Source organism: Erwinia persicina (assembly GCF_019844095.1).
GTDB classification, from domain to species: Bacteria; Pseudomonadota; Gammaproteobacteria; order Enterobacterales; family Enterobacteriaceae; genus Erwinia; species Erwinia persicina.
On sequence record NZ_CP082141.1, the window covers coordinates 176244 to 192178 of the forward strand.

General features: G+C 59.0%; 19 protein-coding genes. 14 read left to right on the forward strand and 5 right to left on the reverse strand.

What is annotated here, in order from left to right; all coding sequences use genetic code 11:
- Window positions 1-5: 5 nt before the first annotated feature.
- From K6L24_RS00740 to K6L24_RS00750, 3 genes are all read left to right on the forward strand, one after another.
- On the forward strand, window positions 6-782 hold the full coding sequence (locus tag K6L24_RS00740) for a TIM barrel protein (RefSeq protein WP_062743902.1): 777 nt from the start codon (window positions 6-8) through the stop codon (window positions 780-782).
- Window positions 783-894: 112 nt separating this feature from the next.
- On the forward strand, window positions 895-1818 hold the full coding sequence (locus tag K6L24_RS00745; protein ID WP_062743901.1) for a substrate-binding domain-containing protein: 924 nt from the start codon (window positions 895-897) through the stop codon (window positions 1816-1818).
- Between the two features lie 230 nt (window positions 1819-2048).
- Window positions 2049-2903 carry an alpha/beta hydrolase gene (locus K6L24_RS00750; RefSeq protein WP_062744127.1) on the forward strand — a complete coding sequence of 285 codons (855 nt, stop codon included), beginning with the start codon at window positions 2049-2051 and terminating at the stop codon, window positions 2901-2903.
- 34 nt (window positions 2904-2937) lie between these two features.
- Here K6L24_RS00750 and K6L24_RS00755 read toward each other — a convergent pair whose 3' ends face one another.
- Window positions 2938-3759: an alpha/beta fold hydrolase gene (locus tag K6L24_RS00755; RefSeq protein ID WP_062743900.1), complete on the reverse strand. Its 822-nt coding sequence runs from the start codon at window positions 3757-3759 to the stop codon at window positions 2938-2940.
- A gap of 292 nt (window positions 3760-4051) precedes the next feature.
- Here K6L24_RS00755 and K6L24_RS00760 point away from each other — a divergent pair, with 292 nt between their 5' ends.
- Genes K6L24_RS00760 through K6L24_RS00770 form a run of 3 tightly spaced genes read left to right on the forward strand, consistent with a single transcriptional unit; the run spans window position 4052 to window position 6742 of the window.
- Window positions 4052-4693 (forward strand): hydrolase, encoded by a 642-nt coding sequence (locus K6L24_RS00760; RefSeq protein ID WP_118665254.1) that lies wholly within the window; start codon window positions 4052-4054, stop codon window positions 4691-4693.
- Between the two features lie 52 nt (window positions 4694-4745).
- The gene (locus K6L24_RS00765; RefSeq protein ID WP_222681854.1) at window positions 4746-5165 is read left to right on the forward strand and encodes a DoxX family protein; all 420 of its coding nucleotides are present in this window, start codon (window positions 4746-4748) and stop codon (window positions 5163-5165) included.
- The gene (locus K6L24_RS00770) at window positions 5162-6742 is read left to right on the forward strand and encodes an MFS transporter (protein ID WP_187510282.1); all 1581 of its coding nucleotides are present in this window, start codon (window positions 5162-5164) and stop codon (window positions 6740-6742) included. The genes K6L24_RS00765 and K6L24_RS00770 overlap by 4 nt, the downstream gene beginning before the upstream one ends.
- Before the next feature lie 47 nt (window positions 6743-6789).
- Here K6L24_RS00770 and K6L24_RS00775 read toward each other — a convergent pair whose 3' ends face one another.
- Window positions 6790-7329 (reverse strand): MarR family winged helix-turn-helix transcriptional regulator, encoded by a 540-nt coding sequence (locus K6L24_RS00775; protein WP_062749619.1) that lies wholly within the window; start codon window positions 7327-7329, stop codon window positions 6790-6792.
- 62 nt (window positions 7330-7391) lie between these two features.
- On the opposite strand from K6L24_RS00775, the gene K6L24_RS00780 reads away from it, so the two are divergent.
- Window positions 7392-8255, forward strand: coding sequence for an EamA family transporter (locus K6L24_RS00780; protein WP_062749617.1), 864 nt, complete (start codon window positions 7392-7394; stop codon window positions 8253-8255).
- Between the two features lie 51 nt (window positions 8256-8306).
- Here the strand turns inward: K6L24_RS00780 and K6L24_RS00785 are convergent, their stop codons facing one another.
- A complete protein-coding gene (locus K6L24_RS00785; RefSeq protein WP_062749615.1) occupies window positions 8307-9215 on the reverse strand; it encodes a LysR family transcriptional regulator in 909 nt (302 codons plus the stop codon).
- Window positions 9216-9345: 130 nt separating this feature from the next.
- Here K6L24_RS00785 and K6L24_RS00790 point away from each other — a divergent pair, with 130 nt between their 5' ends.
- From K6L24_RS00790 to K6L24_RS22260, 7 genes are all read left to right on the forward strand, one after another.
- Entirely contained in the window at window positions 9346-9987 is a 642-nt protein-coding gene (locus K6L24_RS00790; protein ID WP_118665260.1) for a hydrolase, read from the forward strand.
- Window positions 9988-10026: 39 nt separating this feature from the next.
- The gene (locus K6L24_RS00795) at window positions 10027-10611 is read left to right on the forward strand and encodes an antibiotic biosynthesis monooxygenase (RefSeq protein WP_062748150.1); all 585 of its coding nucleotides are present in this window, start codon (window positions 10027-10029) and stop codon (window positions 10609-10611) included.
- Window positions 10601-12472, forward strand: a complete 1872-nt coding sequence (locus tag K6L24_RS00800; protein ID WP_187510283.1) for an amidohydrolase — start codon at window positions 10601-10603, stop codon at window positions 12470-12472. The genes K6L24_RS00795 and K6L24_RS00800 overlap by 11 nt, the downstream gene beginning before the upstream one ends.
- Window positions 12473-12576: 104 nt before the next feature.
- Window positions 12577-12903 (forward strand): helix-turn-helix domain-containing protein, encoded by a 327-nt coding sequence (locus K6L24_RS22250; RefSeq protein WP_245006704.1) that lies wholly within the window; start codon window positions 12577-12579, stop codon window positions 12901-12903.
- Complete coding sequence (locus tag K6L24_RS00810; RefSeq protein WP_062748154.1) at window positions 12888-13202, forward strand: HipA N-terminal domain-containing protein; 315 nt, start codon at window positions 12888-12890, stop codon at window positions 13200-13202. Before K6L24_RS22250 ends, K6L24_RS00810 begins: the two co-directional genes overlap by 16 nt.
- A gap of 17 nt (window positions 13203-13219) precedes the next feature.
- Window positions 13220-13558 (forward strand): HipA domain-containing protein, encoded by a 339-nt coding sequence (locus K6L24_RS22255; RefSeq protein ID WP_245006705.1) that lies wholly within the window; start codon window positions 13220-13222, stop codon window positions 13556-13558.
- Window positions 13500-13880, forward strand: a complete 381-nt coding sequence (locus K6L24_RS22260) for a hypothetical protein (protein WP_240343549.1) — start codon at window positions 13500-13502, stop codon at window positions 13878-13880. The genes K6L24_RS22255 and K6L24_RS22260 overlap by 59 nt, the downstream gene beginning before the upstream one ends.
- A gap of 17 nt (window positions 13881-13897) precedes the next feature.
- Here K6L24_RS22260 and K6L24_RS00820 read toward each other — a convergent pair whose 3' ends face one another.
- Both K6L24_RS00820 and K6L24_RS00825 read right to left on the reverse strand, forming a co-directional pair.
- A complete protein-coding gene (locus K6L24_RS00820) occupies window positions 13898-14758 on the reverse strand; it encodes a hypothetical protein (protein ID WP_162901003.1) in 861 nt (286 codons plus the stop codon).
- A gap of 23 nt (window positions 14759-14781) precedes the next feature.
- A complete protein-coding gene (locus K6L24_RS00825) occupies window positions 14782-15759 on the reverse strand; it encodes a hypothetical protein (RefSeq protein WP_222681855.1) in 978 nt (325 codons plus the stop codon).
- Between the last annotated feature and the right edge of the window lie 176 nt (window positions 15760-15935).

The following is a 15935-nucleotide window of genomic DNA, read 5'->3' on the forward strand; positions in this document are numbered from 1 at the left end:
CAGCGATGTCGGACTATCGTCTTTCGGTGTCAGCCGAAATGGTTTTTCTGGATTTACCCTTAATTGAACGGGTGAAGCGTATTCATCAGCTGGGTTTCGGCGTGGAGATCTGGCACTGGAACAATAAAGACATCGATGCGCTGGCGGCGACCGGGGCCCGCTTTACCTCAATGACCGGCTATCTGACGGGCAACCTGACGGACGATGACGAGACAGAGAATCTGTTGAGCAGCGCCGCAGAATCGCTGGCGGTGGCGGAACGGCTCAACTGTCCGTGTCTGAACCTGCACGGCACCGGGCTGGATAACCAGGGCCTGCCGGTGAAACCGGTGGCGATCGTCACCGGCGAGATGTGGGTGAAAGCCGTGCGCACGCTGGAAAAAGTGGCCGCGCTGGGGGAGAAAGCAGGGCGGGTGTTTACCCTCGAAAACCTCAACCTGGCCGTTGACCATCCCGGTACGCCGTTTGCCCGGGCGGCGGATACGCTGGCGCTGGTGGAGGCGGTGAACAGCCCGTATCTGAAGATGAACCTCGACCTGTATCACGCGCAGATCGGGGAGGGCAACCTGATTGAACTGGTCAGGCGCTGCGGTCACGCCATTGGCGAGATCCAGGTGGCTGACGTGCCGGGGCGCTGTGAACCGGGCACCGGCGAGATTAACTACCGGGCGGTGGCCAGTGCGCTGCGCGCCATGAACTACCGCGGGGTCATTGCGCTGGAAGGCTGGGCGTCAGGAGACAGTGAAGCGGCCCTGGCCAGTTTTAAAGCGCATTTTGAATAATGTCAGGCCGTTGTGCGGCCAGCCCTGGCCGCTGTTTGTATCAGGATCGGCATCGTTCGCTGTGCTGACTCTGCAAAAATAATAACTTACCGACACCTACAGGAATCTCTTTATGAAAATGAATAACATTGCACTGTTGATCGGGGCGCTGGCACTCGCGCCCGCTTCCCAGGCAAAAGATCTGCGTATTGGCGTTGCTCTGGCGAATTTCGACCTGAATTTCGTCTCTATTCTGCGAACGCAGATGGCGAAGGAGATGGAAAAAGAGCAGATCCAGGGGCAGTTCGAAGATGCCAAAGGCGATATCGCGGTACAGGTACAGCAGGTGGAGAACTTTATTAACCAGGGCGTGGACGCCATCATCCTCAACCCGGTGGATACCCAGGGGGTGAAGCCGATGATGGAAGCGGCGAAGCGCGCCAACATTCCGCTGATTTTCGTTAACCGTAAACCGGAAATCGAACTGAGCGGGAAGATGGCGTATGTCGGTTCCGACTCGCTGCTGGGCGGGCGGATGGAGATGGAAGCCCTGGCGAAGAAAATGAATTACAAAGGTAACGTGGCCATTCTGATGGGTGCCCTGTCAGCGGAAGAAGCCCGCCAGCGAACCAAAGCCACCGAAGACGTCATTGCCAAATATAAAGAGATGAAGGTGGTCGAAAAGCAGTCTGCGCAGTGGATGCGTAACGAAGCCGTCGATGTGACCTCCGGCTGGCTGTTGTCCGGCGATAAGATCGATGCGATTGCCGCTAATAATGATGAGATGGCGATTGGGGCGATCATGGCGCTGAACCAGAGCGGCAGAAAAGATATTCTGGTGGCGGGCATTGACGGCACGCCGGATGCGCTGCAGTTCATCAAAAACGGCAAACTGGCCTTAACGGTGTTCCAGGATGCTGCCGGCCAGGGGAAAGGCGCGGTCACGATGGCAAAACAGGTCATCGATGGTAAAGCGGGCGACAAATTTATGTGGATACCCTACCAGGTGATCACCAAAGAGAACTACGCGGCGTTTGCCAGTAAAAACCTGAAGTAATCCCCGCCGGGCCCTGGCCGCAGGGCCCGGCAGCGACCTCCGCGACTATTTTTCCTTTTCCGCCGAAAAAAGTGTGATCTCAGTGGCATTTTATGCGTGATATGCATACTATTTCGCCGCTGAGCCAGCCCCGGCTGTTGCTCAATACGCCTCCCCCTGTTTTTTGCTGAGAACGCTGGACATGCATCTTGATTAGTCGCCGCCGGTTCATCATGGGTACCGGTGCGTTTATGCTTGCCATGAGCACCGATAAGTTGTTTGCCCGTCAGGATTTTTTCCCGCTCTGGCCTGATGAGCCCCCCGGTGGCGGCGGGCCGAGCGGGGCGTTACGCATTTCGGCCAACGGATCATGGTCCAACATTGTCAGCCCCGGCATTCAGCGCTTTGTGCCTGAAAAACCTAACGGCCGCGCGGTGCTGATCGCTGCGGGAGGCGGCTATCGCTGGATTGGGATGGGGCGCGAAGGCTGGCCGGTGGCGCGCTGGCTTAACAGCAAGGGCTACACCGCCTATGTGCTGAGTTATCGGCTGCCCGGTGAACACTGGCAGGATGGCAATCGCGTGGCGTTTCAGGATGCCCAGCGTGCCATACGGCTGGTGAGGTCAATGGAAAATAACGTGCACCTGCTCGGCTTTTCCGCCGGCGGGCATATGTTCGGTCTTGCGGCGGCGCGCCCGGATTATGCCTCCTATGCCCCGCAGGATACGATCGACCAGATCGTGCCAAAAGCGGACAGCGTCGGTCTGATCTATCCGGTGATCACCCTCGAACCGCCGTATACCCACACCAATACGCACCTGTCGCTGGTGGGCAATCACCCTTCCCCGGCGGAGGAGGCAAACTGGTCGGTGCAGAACTATGTGACCCGCGCCTATCCCCCGCTGTTTCTGGCGCAGGCAGAAGATGACCACACCTCTGATCCGGAAAACAGCGTGATCATGCACGATACCTGCCGCAAGGCCGGGGTGTCAGTACAGATGATCCGTATTTCGCAGGGGGGGCACGGTTTTGGCCTCGGCAAGGCCGGTACGCCAGCCGCCATCTGGGATGAGGCCTATGCGGTGTGGCTGGCAGCCAGGACGTAGTGGCCGACCTTCTGTTTCGGTCGGCCCGGGAGACTTAATGCTGTTGCAGGAACGCCAGCAGATCCTGATTTAACTGCTCCTGATGGGTCACGGCAAAACCGTGAGGCGCGTTGTCGTATACTTTCAGCTCTGCGCCCGGGATCATCGCGGCGGCCAGCTTGCCGGTGGCTTCAAACGGCACAATCTGGTCGTTGCTGCCGTGGATCACCAGTGTGGGCAGCGTCACTTTGGCGATATCTTCACGGAAATCCGTGGTTTCAAACGCAGTCACACAGTCAATGGTGCCCTTCAGTGAGGCCAGCAGCGCAATGTTCTGCGTCTGGATCAGGACGCCGTCTGAAAGCGTTTGTCCGGCATTTATTCCGTAGAACGGTGTGGCGAAGTCTTTCAGAAACTGCGCGCGATCTTTGCGTAATCCGTCGCGAATGCCGTCAAATACCGCTTTTTCCACCCCTTCAGGATGGTCATCTGTCTTGCCGAAAATCGGCGTTACCGCCCCCAGCAGCACCAGCGCACTGACGCGGTCGCTGCCGTAGCGGCCGATATAGCGCGTCACGTCCCCGCCGCCCATTGAAAAGCCCACCAGGGTGATCTCTTTCAGGTCAAGATGCTCAATCAGGTCGTTGATGTCGGAGGCAAAGGTATCGTAGTTGTAGCCGTCCCACGGCTGGTCAGAACGGCCAAAGCCACGGCGGTCAAAGGCGATAGCCCGATAGCCACGTTCGGCAAGGAAATTCATCTGGCTGTCCCACATATCGGCATCCAGCGGCCAGCCGTGGCTGAACAGAACCGGTTTGCCGGTACCCCAGTCTTTGAAATAAAGTTGCGTGCCGTCAGTGGTGGTGAATGTGCTCATATCTGTTACCTCTAAGGTGGATGACGTGATGTTGTGGCTTACGTTAACTCCCCGGATAAAAGAAAGATAAGGCATTAATTTTGACAACTCGTCCGAAAATCCTTATCAACATATCTGTATGATTTAGTTATTCATTCCCTTCTGTTTACTGGCCAACCGTCTGTCAAAAAAATCTGAACGAGTTGCCAAATTCTTTCCGCTATCCGCCTTGCCCCGCCGGACGTAATCTTGTTTCCAGCAGCACAACACTCACTCACACCATCGCTAACGGATAACGAAGAGGAATAAAAAAATGTCTAAATTCGACCTGCTGGACCCACAGAACTCCACCCTGATTTTTATCGACCATCAGCCGCAAATGTCGTTCGGTGTGGCCAACATCGATCGTCAGCAACTTAAAAATAATACGGTAGCCCTGGCGAAAGCGGGCAAAATTTTTAACGTGCCGACGATTTACACCTCGGTGGAAACGGAAAGCTTCAGCGGCTACATCTGGCCGGAACTGCTGGCGGTGCATCCGGACGTACAGCCGATTGAGCGCACCTCAATGAACTCATGGGAAGATGAGGCCTTTGTGAAAGCAGTGAAAGCGACGGGCCGTAAGAAGCTGATTATCTCCGCCCTGTGGACCGAAGTGTGTCTGACCTTCCCGGCGCTGATGGCGATGAAAGAGGGGTTTGAGGTGTATGTGGTGACCGACACCTCCGGCGGCACCAGCGTGGATGCGCACGAACGTTCTGTCGACCGGATGGTGCAGGCGGGCGCGGTGCCGGTGACCTGGCAGCAGGTACTGCTGGAGTACCAGCGCGACTGGGCACGTAAAGAGACGTACGACGACGTGATGGACCTGGTGCGCGAGCACAGCGGCGCGTACGGCATGGGCGTGGATTATGCCTACACGCTGGTCCATAAAGCCCCGGCCCGCAAAGCCTGATAACCCACTGATGCCGGGGCTGACCACCGCGTCGCCCCGGCAGGAGATATCCATGCGTAACGCTTCCCTTTCTGCTCAGTCCCCCGGCGCGTCCGGATCGGTCACCGTCCGCTGGCTGGCGCTGTTAGCCCTGTGCTCTGCCTACCTTCAGGGCGGGCTGGTCAAGCTGCTGGATTTTCCAGGCGCCATCGCCGAGATGCAGCATTTCGGCCTGTCGCCGGCCGCGCCGATGGCGGCGGCGGTGATCGCTCTGGAACTGGGCGCATCACTGATGATCCTCAGCGGTCGGGGACGCTGGCTGGGCGCGCTGGCGCTGGCGCTGTTTACCGTTGCCGCCACCTTTATGGCGAACCGCTTCTGGCAGGTGCCGATGACAGAGCGCGGCGGCGTAATGAATGGCTTTTTTGAACATCTCGGCCTGGCGGGTGCGCTGGTGTACGTGGCGTGGCATGACAGGAGGGCGGCAAAATGAGTCAGAATAACGCAGGTGGGGCATTTGCGCCTCTGAAGCAGGGTCTGTTTGCGGTGATCTGGGCTGCGACCATTCTCGGCAATACCGGCAGTTTTATGCGCGACGTGGCCAGCTCCTGGCTGGTCACCGGACTGTCGTCCAACCCGGCAGCGGTGGCGCTGATGCAGACCGCCGCCACGCTGCCCATTTTTCTGCTGGCGATCCCTGCCGGGGTGCTGTCCGATATTCTTGACCGCCGCCGCCTGCTGATTTTTGTCCAGTTGCTGCTGGCCAGCGTCAGCGGCACGCTGCTGTTTCTCTCCCATCACAACCTGCTGACGGTAGAATACCTGGTGGTGCTGACCTTTATCGGCGGCATCGGCGCGGCGCTGATGGGGCCGGCCTGGCAGGCGATTGTGCCGGAGCTGGTGCCGCGCCCACAGCTGAAGAATGCAGTGGCGCTGAACTCGCTGGGGATCAATATCGCCCGTGCTGTCGGCCCGGCGACCGGCGGGCTGCTGCTGGCGGCGCTCGGGGCCTGGGCGGCCTACGGTGCCGATGTCCTGAGCTACGTGTTTGTCATCACCGCGCTGATCTGGTGGAAGCGCCCGCACAAAGCGAAAACCGAGCTGTCTGAACACTTCTTCGGAGCATTCCGGGCGGGCATCCGCTACGTCAAAGCCAGCCGGGAACTGCACCGTGTGCTGGTTCGCGCCGCGATTTACTTCTTCTTTGCCAGCGCCATCTGGGCACTGCTGCCGCTGGTGGCGCGCAATCTTCTGCAGGGCAGCGCCGGGTTTTACGGCACGATGCTGGGTGCGGTGGGCGTGGGGGCGATTGTCGGTGCGCTGCTGCTGCCCGCGCTGCGTCAGCGAATGAAGGTGGATGGATTAATGCTGCTGTCGGCGGGGCTGTCCGCGCTGGTAATGGTGGTGATTGCCCTGCTGCCGGTCAAAGCCCTGGCCCTGCCGCTGATGATCCTGCTGGGCGTCAGCTGGATTATCGCCCTGACCTCGCTGAACGGGGTGGCCCAGGCCGTTCTGCCGGACTGGGTGCGCGGCCGTGGCCTGGCGGTGTATCTGATGATTTTTAACGGTGCCATGGCCGCCGGCAGTCTGTTCTGGGGGCTGGTGGCGCAGGAAACCGGGCTGGTGAATACCCTGCTGATCGCCGCCGTGGCGCTGACGCTCACCGCGCTGTTGTGTCTGCGTCTGACGCTGCCGACGGGCGATGCTGACCTGCAGCCCTCCGGCCACTGGGATGAGCCGGCACTGGAGACAGACGTTACGGCAGACCGGGGTCCGGTGATGATTCAGATTGAATACCAGGTGAAAGCAGAAGATCGCCCGGTCTTCCTGGCGGAAATGAAAAAGCTGTCGCTGATCCGTCGCCGCGATGGCGCCTACGCCTGGGGTATTGCCGCGCACAGTCACGATGCGACCACGGTGATCGAGTGGTTCCTGGTCGAATCCTGGCATGAGCACCTGCGCCAGCATCAGCGTGTTTCGCATGCAGATGCGGACTTACAGGAGAGCGTGACGCGCTTCCACCAGGGGGAGGAGAAACCTAAAGTGCATCACTTTATCTCGCTGGAATAATCCCTGTCAGGGGGCGACCTTTTATCGGTTCGCCCCCTGCGCCGTGTTTATTCGGGCAGGTCGCTGTCCCGGTTTCCAGCCTCTAACGCCAGCAGCAGCGTCGACAGTGAGGCATCAAGCTGCGCCAGCGCACCGGCAGGCAGTGCCGACAGGATCTGGCGTTCGTTCTCAATATGCGGCCCGACCACACGATTAATCAGCGCCAGCCCCTCGGGAGTGAGCTGTACAAGGGTGCTGCGCGCGTCCTCTGCGTTGGCGACGCGCGCCACCAGCCCCCGGGTTTCCAGGCGTTTCAGGCGGTGGGTCATGGTGCCTGACGTCACCATCAGCGCGGAAAAGAGGGCGGTGGGGCTGAGACAGTGAGGCGCACCCGCACGGCGCAGCGTCGCCAGCATATCAAACTCCCAGCTGGCCAAATCAAAGCGCGAAAACCAGGCTTCCAGCTGCTGTTCCAGCAGCACGGTACAGCGCTTAAGACGGCCAATCGGCCCCATCGGGCTGGCATCCAGGTCGGGACGCTCGCGCTGCCACTGTTCGATGATGGTATCGACCGCATCGCGCGGCGGCCGGCGGGAAGAATTATTCATTTGTCTTGACTTCAAGTTAAGTGATCAACACAATCATGATATCTTGAACTGAAGGTAAAGTCATGAACACTCGATCCTATTTGCGCGACATTATGCTGACTGCCCTGGCCCCTGCAATCTGGGGCTCGACCTATATTGTGACATCACAACTGCTGCCGCCGGACCGGCCATTCACCGCCGCGCTGATCCGCGTGCTGCCTGCGGGCCTGCTGCTGTTGCTGTTCACCCGCCGGATGCCCCTGCGGAAAGACCTCTGGCGACTGCTGGTGCTCAGTGCGTTAAATATCGGCGTGTTTCAGGCGCTGCTGTTTGTCGCTGCCTACCGGCTGCCCGGCGGGCTGGCGGCGGTGCTGGGAGCCATTCAGCCGCTGCTGGTGATGGTGCTGACCTGGACGGTCGACCGCCGCTCACCGGCACAAACCACCCTGTGGGCATCGGTAGCGGGGGTGATTGGAATGGCGATGCTGTTGCTGTCGCCGCAGACGGTCTTTGAGCCGGTGGGCATCACGGCGGCCATCGTCGGGGCGGGCTGTATGGCGACCGGCGTCTGGCTGACGCGCCGCTGGAAGATCGACCTTCCCGTCCTGTCGCTGACCGGCTGGCAGCTGGCGATTGGTGGGCTGATGCTGGCCCCTGTGGCCTGGCAGATGGAGGCCGCGTTGCCTGTGCTGACCCTGCCACAGTGGGCGGCCTATGGGTATCTGAGCCTGGCCGGTGCGCTGCTGGCTTATACGCTCTGGTTTCGCGGCGTGGCACGGCTGCCCACGGTAGCCGTGGCCTCGCTGGGCTTACTGAGCCCGCTTTGCGCCGTAGGCCTGGGCTGGGTACTGCTGGGGCAGTCGATAACCGGTACGGCGCTGGCCGGGCTGGTCGTCGTACTGGCCAGCGTGTTTGCCGTGCAGTGGAAAACGTCGCGCGGCCGTTAACGAAGGGGAATTGCCTGATAGCGGATGCCCGGCAAGGCCGGGCGTCACCGTTTATTCTGCCGCGTAGACGTTGCGGATCCCCTCAAAGTTCTGCAGGCGTTCACGCCACCACATCGCGGCATTGCCGGTAGCGCTGTCATTCCAGGCCAGGAACGCCTGGTCACGGCGGGTTTCGCTGTCCAGCTGGCGTTCCACCAGCGTGCCGTTTGCCAGGTGCGGTGCCGCCAGATAGCGCGGCAGAAAGCCGCAACCCAACCCGTCAACCTGCGCCTGAACCTTGTCACTGAAGCTGTGCACGCTGAGGATCGGCTGCTCGTCGAGCACGCGCAGGTCGGTGCCTTCGGCGTGGCGTGAGGTGTCGTGTACCACCACGGCCCGGTACTGACGGATCTGCTCACGCAGCAGCGGGGTGGGCAGCGCCGCCAGCGGGTGATGTGGCGCAATCGCAAAGGTATATTCCAGCCAGCCCACCGGTACGCAGCTTACACCGCTGTGACGCACCGGCTCCTGTACGGCCCCAAAGACAATATCGGCCAGGCCATAACTCAGCGCTTCCCAGCAGCCTGCCAGTACGTCCTGGCGGAACAGCAGGCGGGTGTGATGATGCGCCTGATAGAACTCATCGATCAGCCCGGATAGCAGGGCAAACGGCACGGAGGCATCCAGGCTGAGGGTGAGCTGGCTTTCCCAGCCGCTTTCCACGTACTGCGCCTGCTGTTCCAGTTCGCCCACGGCGCGCAGCAGAATGCGTCCTTTCTCCAGCATCAGACGTCCGGTGGGGGTAAATGTCGCACGGTGACCGGAGCGATCCAGCAGCGTGATATTTAAATCGCTTTCCATCTTCTGCACCGTATAACTCAGTGCGGAAGCGGTTTTAAACAGCCTGGCCGCCGCTGCGGCAAAGGTACCGTGACGGTCCAGTGCATCCAGAATCAGCAGCGCTTCAAGGTTTAATCGCATGGTGTTCCCCAAACCCAAAATTTGTTTAACAACTTCCTGAATTCTTTCCGTTATCAACCGGGGCGGCCATTTCGTATTGTGTCAACACGCAAGACAAACCCGAAACCTGAAACGTAAAAGGAATAAAAAAATGTCTAAATTCGACCTGCTGGACCCACAGAACTCCGCCCTGATTTTCATCGACCATCAGCCGCAGATGTCGTTCGGTGTTGCTAACATCGATCGTCAGCAGCTTAAAAATAACACCGTTGCTTTAGCAAAAGCAGGAAAGATTTTTAACGTGCCGACAATCTATACCTCGGTAGAGACAGAGAGCTTCAGCGGCTACATCTGGCCGGAGCTGCTGGCGGTGCATCCGGACGTACAGCCGATTGAGCGCACCTCAATGAACTCATGGGAAGATGAGGCCTTTGTGAAAGCAGTGAAAGCGACGGGCCGTAAGAAGCTGATTATCTCCGCCCTGTGGACCGAAGTGTGTCTGACCTTCCCGGCGCTGATGGCGATGAAAGAGGGGTTTGAGGTGTATGTGGTGACCGACACCTCCGGCGGCACCAGCGTGGATGCGCACGAACGTTCTGTCGACCGGATGGTGCAGGCGGGCGCGGTGCCGGTGACCTGGCAGCAGGTACTGCTGGAGTACCAGCGCGACTGGGCACGTAAAGAGACGTACGACGACGTGATGGACCTGGTGCGCGAGCACAGCGGCGCGTACGGCATGGGCGTGGATTATGCCTACACGCTGGTTCATAAAGCCCCGGCCCGCAAAGCCTGATGACCTGGCCCCCTGCGGGGGGCCATAAAGGAGCGCGTCGTGGACTATCCCCACCAGCCTGAACATATCACCCTGGTCATTACGCATCGCCTGTTGCCCGGCAAGCAGGCTGACTATCAACGCTGGCTGGAAGCCATTATGCCGCAGGCCGCGCTGTTCCCCGGGCACCTGGGCGTCAACGTCCTGCGGCCGGTACATGGAGAAATGACCTGGACCATACTGGTCAGATTCGACAATCTGGATAATCTTTATCAGTGGCTGAACTCAACGCAGCGTGCGGCGCACGTGGCGGCGCTGGGCGGGTTGCTGGCGGGGAACGAGCATATTGAAATGCGCCCCGGCGCGGCGTTCTGGTTTACCCCGGCCGATCCGGCGCGGGCGGCACCAAAGCAGTGGAAGCAGTTTCTGGTCACCCTGGCGGTGATTTTCCCCTCCACCAATCTGGTTCCCTGGTTCTGGGGGGCGGTGTTGCCCGTCAGCAAAGGAACGCTGTGGGGACATTTTCTCAACGATGCCTGCGTGGTCGGCCTGGTGGTGTATCTGTGGATGCCAGCGATAACGCGTCTTTTAAAAAACTGGCTGTCCCCGCGCGGGAAAATCAGCCCGGAGAGTAATGATGAATAATGCCTCATTGATTCTGACCCACGGTAAGTTCCACACCGTTGACCGTGAAAACCCGCTGGCAACGGCGGTGGCGATAAAAGACGGTAAATTCCTCGCGGTAGGCAGCGAAGCGGAAGTGATGCAGTTTGCCGGGGACGACACCCGGGTGGTGGATCTGCAGGGCCACACCGGGATCCCGGGCCTGAACGACTCGCACCTGCATCTGATCCGTGGCGGGCTGAACTACAACCTGGAACTGCGCTGGGAGGGGGTGCCGTCGCTGGCCGATGCCCTGCGGATGCTGAAAGAGCAGGCGCTGCGTACGCCTAATCCGCAGTGGGTACGCGTGGTCGGCGGCTGGAACGAATTCCAGTTTGCCGAGCGCCGCATGCCAACGCTGGATGAGATCAACGAAGCGGCCCCGGATACGCCGGTGTTTATTCTGCACCTTTACGATCGTGCGCTGCTTAACCGCGCCGCCCTGCGCGTGGTGGGCTATACCAAAGACACGCCAAACCCGCCGGGGGGCGAGATCCAGCGCGACGGTAACGGTAACCCGACGGGAATGCTGATCGCCCGTCCAAACGCGATGCTGCTGTACTCCACGCTGGCAAAAGGGCCGAAGCTGCCGCTGGAACAGCAGGTGAACTCCACCCGTCAGTTTATGCGTGAGCTGAACCGACTGGGGCTGACCAGCGCTATCGATGCGGGCGGCGGTTTTCAGAACTACCCGGATGATTACGCGGTGATCGGCGAACTGCACGAGAAAAAACAGCTGACGGTGCGCATCGCCTATAACCTGTTTACCCAGCGTCCCGGCCACGAGCTGGAAGATTTTGAGCGCTGGACCGACATGCTGAAACCGGGTCAGGGCACGGATTTTTACCGTCATAACGGCGCAGGCGAGATGCTGGTGTTCTCTGCTGCCGACTTCGAGGATTTCCTTGAGCCGCGCCCTGACCTGGCCCCCGGTATGGAAGATGAGCTGGAGCGCGTGGTGCGTCATCTGGTCGAGCACCGCTGGCCGTTCCGCCTGCACGCCACCTATAACGAGTCGATCAGCCGCATGCTGAACGTCTTTGAGAAAGTGAACCGTGAGATCCCGTTCAACGGCCTGCACTGGATTTTCGACCATGCCGAAACCATCACTGAAGCCAATATTGAGCGGGTGAAAGCGCTGGGCGGCGGGATTGCGGTACAGCACCGTATGGCGTTTCAGGGTGAATATTTTGCCGAGCGCTACGGCCATGAGGCGGTGAAGCAGACGCCGCCGGTAGCGAAAATGCTGGAAGCCGGGGTCCCGGTGGGGCTGGGCACCGACGCCACCCGCGTGGCCAGCTATAACCCGTGGACGGCGCTGTACTGGCTGGTATCCGGCCGCACCGTTGGTGGCATGGCGATGTATGACACCCAGGCGCGTCTGGATCGCGAAACGGCGCTGATGCTGTGGACACAGGGCAGCGCCTGGTTCTCCAGCGAGCAGGGGAAAAAAGGCCAGATTAAAGTCGGGCAGCTGGCTGACCTGGCGATCCTTTCGCAGGACTATTTCAGCGTCAGCGAAGAGGCGATTAAAGGCATTGAATCGGTACTGACCGTGGTGAATGGCGATGTTGTGTATGCGGCAGGACGCTTCAGCCCGCTGTCACCGCCGCCGGTACCGGTTCTGCCGGAGTGGTCGCCGGTGGTGACGACGCCGGGCCACTACCGCAGCGCCCCGCCGCTGGCGAACGGGCGTGTGGCCTTTGCCTCACAGCCGCATCAATGTAGCGGTCCCTGTGGTGTACACCGCCACTCGCACGATGTCGCGCGCCGCTCCGGCGTGCCGGTGTCGGATGATAATGCCTTCTGGGGGGCGCTGGGCTGTTCCTGCTTCGCGTTCTGAGGATAAGCAGGCGTAAAACTGAAGCTATACGCGAGAGCGTATAGCTTTTTTTTGGGCTCATTTATGGTCTTTTTTACCAATTAAATGAGTGAGTAAGATTAACGTTGAGCTACAAAAAAAGCGATTTTGCCACAGAGAAAATTCAGACCATTTCGATACTACTCAACGAACTGAAAAATGAGTTTGCCGCAGATGAGCGCAGCGGGTCCACCTTTGCCGCGCAGCATAAGATTGATTCGTTTGCCGGGTTTGGTATGCAGCTTAATGAGCGGCGTAAAGCGCTGGGTATCGATCTCTACACACTTGAGTTACAAACCGGGATATCCACTTCCACGCTGCAACGCCTGTTTAAAGATCCTGAACAGGTCAAGTTCGGCAGCGTTTATGCCGTGGCCGAAGCGCTGGGGATGAAGCTATGCGCCGTCGTTTGACCGTCTGGCTGTATGGCGAGCCGGTGGGATGGCTGACGCAGAACGATGAGGGCTATCTGTTCGAGTATCGCCCGGATTATGCCGGGCCTCCGCTCTCATTAAGCCTTCCGGTGGATAAAAAACGTTTTCCACGCAACACATTGCATCCTTATTTTGCCTCATTAGCCCCCGAAGGCTGGTTAAAACGGCGTTACAGCCAATTGCAAAAAATCGATGAACAGGATCTGCTCGGGATGCTGCTGCATAACGGGGAGAATCTGATTGGCGCGGTAAGACTGAGTGTAGAGGAGCCACGATGACCACATGCAGGATATTGATGACCCCGCTGAAAAGTGAACGGGAACGTGCTCTGGGCTATGCGACAAAGGGCCTGAAAATGCTGACGGGTTTAGCCCGGGTTGAGCCACAGCTGACATTTACCCGTGCGCAGTTCGTGCAGTATCTGCCAAAAGAGCAGCAGGGAATGAGTATTTCTGGCTACCAGCCAAAACTGCAAATGGTGATGGAGGACGGGGCGTTTGCGGTGGTGGAGAGTAAAGGAAACTATATTCTCAAACCCTCACCGGTGGATTTTCCACAGCTGGCGGAGAACGAACATGACGCTGATGGCGCGGCTGGGATTCGATGTACCGCCACACGGCCTGTTACCCTTTAAGCCCGAGAATGACGGTGATGATCTGGAATATGCTTTTGTGATCCGTCGCTTTGACCAAGAGGGTGAGAAAGACGTGGCCGCCGGATTTAACACCCAATATGGCGAATATCTTGGGATGGATTTTTTGGTTCTCGGTCAGAGCATGGGGCTGAGTGAAAGGCTGGCCAGTGCGCTGCTTAAGAGATTGCTAAAAGAGCAGGCAGTGGTTGAATCCACCTACCGTGACTCGTTTATGCAGGCAGACGCCGTGGCGGCGGTGCTGCGGTGTTATCGTCAGCGCCTGAGCCGTTTACAAATTCTGGATGAGCCTGCTTTGGGATAGGTGCGCTTCACGCCGCGCTATTGCACCTTCAGCGCACCGATCGCCGGGTCGTGATAGTTCTCATCAATCTTAATACCCGCTGCCCGCAGCTTCTCTTCCTGTTCTGCCCGCGCTTTCGCCATGGTTTTCAACAGCGCAGGTAACAGCGTTTTCCAGCGGTGACGATCCTCATACGGAAAATAGTCCTGATACGTCTGCTGCTCACTGCGGAACACCAGCGTGTACAGGTAAGTGCCGCGTTCCTCAGGGGCGGTGTCGCTGTTCTGACGCTGTACCCGCAGGGTCAGGTATTCATTACCGCGATAAAAATACCAGTCCGCTAAAAAGGGCAGCGCCCGCCACTGTGCGTTATTAACAGGCCATGACGGATCGTTAAACGGCGTTGTGAGGCTGGATGTGGTCATCACCTGTTCAATCCGCGCGGCGTTCGCCACTTCGGACCCCGGCAGCCGCGGTTCATCCTGCATAATAAAACGCTGCCATCCGGCGGCCTGAAGGCGGCCAACCAGTTGATAGAACCACGTGCGACTCTCCGCCAGCAGGCTGTCTTCCGGCAGGCCGAGGGGGTAGAGGTTAATCTCATCAAAACGGTTGTGGTTCTCTTTGTAGACCGGGGCGGTGAAAGAGAACACCCCGTCGATAGTGAAAGGGCGATCGCCGCCGAGGATCAGATTAAGCGTATTGCCGCTTTGCGAGGGCTTGGTGAAATTATACCAGCACATCGTGTCGTCACAGTCGCGGGTCAGGTCGTCGCCCAGCGCGGACTGCATGTCGTCTGTGGCATCGCCCAGCCACACCTTAACGGTGCGGGTCACTGGCGCACTGGCGTTATCACAGCCTGAAAGTAGTGCGATGAGACAAAGCAGTAACGATTTCATCGTTAACTCTCCCGGAACGGCCATCAGCCCTGTTCTGCTTTCAGCAGCGCTAACAGCTCTTTATCGTTGAGGTGAAAGGTCAGTTTTTCCGGCAGCGGGCGTTCAAAGTCGCGCAACCCGCTTAATGAATAGAAAAAGTTGCTGTCGTAAAAGGCATTAATCGCCGCCAGCTCCGGCATCAGATTCAGCATCGGATCCGTGGGGCGATAGCCGGCACGCACGCGGGCCAGCGACTCAAGGGGTTCGCTGCAGGCATCACATCCCAGGTTTATCCCTTTTGCCCACAGGCGGTAAGCGTCTAAACGATGCCCCTCCATCCAGGCCAGTTTGCCGAGGCTGGCATACGCCGGGGCGTACCCCTGCTTAACGGCACATTCCAGCAGGGATTTCGCTAGCGGATGCATCGCCCTGGCCTGGGGAACAAGGGTTCCCCCGATCAGCGTCATCGCCTGTGGGCTGCCGCGATCGACGTCGGTCGACAGCAGGCGGTACATCGTCTTGTAGTCACGGCCGTAAAGTGAGGAGGCATACGTGTAGGTGACGATCGGGACGTCCTGCTCAATCAGTTTTTGCAGGGTGGCATTCGCCTGCGTCGTGGCTTCCGGGCTGGCCGGGTAACGCAGCGTCCACAGGCTGTCCAGATACGCGGCTTTCCAGCTTCCGGCTTTGACGGCGGTCGCCAGCAGATCTTCACGCTTTTTCCTGTTCCCGGCATCCAGCCAGAAATTGTCTTTCGCATCGCCAATCGCCGCATAGTCAACCAGCTGACGAAAAGCGGCCGCTGCCGCCGGGCTCTCCTGCGGCGTGGCGGCTTCCCCGCTGCGGCAAACGAACTTTTTGTCTTTAAACTCTGCCACTAAATGCGGTTCTGTCGCGAGGTCGCCCATGCTGCCATAGGCCGTAGGCCCGTGGTTGAATTCCTCTAACGTTTTGGCCTGTGAGGCCGCGCCGCAGGCGAACAGACTGGACAGTACCAGCGCAGAAAACGAAATTAATTTCATGGGGTCCCTTAGTCCGGCGCGGCACGCTGCCTGAGCCGGTGAAAATTGATCAATGCAGGGAGGCTGCTCCCCGCTAAAGGCGTGCGAAATCACATATCTGCGGCACCGTTCTTTTGACGAGTGCGGGATTCCTCTATTCTGTCCACCCCAGTTTCCGCCACCGGAGCGCCACAGCT